General features: G+C 34.0%; 2 protein-coding genes. Both read right to left on the bottom strand.

Annotated features, from left to right (window positions below; translation table 11 throughout):
- Positions 1–22: 22 nt before the first annotated feature.
- The gene (locus AAEY62_RS20265) at positions 23–325 is read right to left on the bottom strand and encodes a hypothetical protein (RefSeq protein WP_008467353.1); all 303 of its coding nucleotides are present in this window, start codon (positions 323–325) and stop codon (positions 23–25) included.
- 42 nt (positions 326–367) lie between these two features.
- Positions 368–472 carry a hypothetical protein gene (locus AAEY62_RS20260; RefSeq protein WP_502935525.1) on the bottom strand — a complete coding sequence of 35 codons (105 nt, stop codon included), beginning with the start codon at positions 470–472 and terminating at the stop codon, positions 368–370.
- Positions 473–486 lie beyond the last annotated feature (14 nt).

The following is a 486-nucleotide window of genomic DNA, read 5'->3' as shown; positions in this document are numbered from 1 at the left end:
CCAAAAATATGTAATATGCTTTTTAATATGGAATATCTAAATTATCTATAGTCAGTTTATTCGCAATATCTATTTCTTCTTTGCTGGATGCTTGTTCTGCGCGGTTATTACGCCTTTCAATCAAGGTTGTAGCTATTTTATTAGATAGCTTCTCATTACCAGTGTAATTGTATGCAGAAAGTAACAGTTTAAGTTCTGCAGTTGATAATTTTTTACCATTGCCTTCAGACTTTAATTGCTGCCTTTTAAGCTCTAGCTTTTTAATAGTTGTAATAGCATCGCGTTCATTAAATTCCTCAATATTGCCTTTTGTTATCCAACTCATAAGGAATTTGATAGCTATATACATTCTAATAACATTTACACTTCATAAGCTCAAGTGCTGAATAAATACACCAGCCCATATTAAAGTTGCGATGATAACGCTCACCATCACAGCCAAAGAGCCTAAGTCTTTCGCTAAACCTGACAGCGGATGAATTTCCG

It is taken from the genome of Pseudoalteromonas sp. GW168-MNA-CIBAN-0100 (assembly GCF_040309225.1).
GTDB lineage: Bacteria > Pseudomonadota > Gammaproteobacteria > Enterobacterales > Alteromonadaceae > Pseudoalteromonas > Pseudoalteromonas arctica.
This window is presented reverse-complemented; position numbering and strand designations above follow the sequence as displayed.

Excerpts from the sequence above, each read along its gene's own strand:
- AAEY62_RS20265 (WP_008467353.1), bottom strand. The coding sequence starts at position 325 with ATGAGTTGGATAACAAAAGGCAATATTGAGGAATTTAATGAACGCGAT.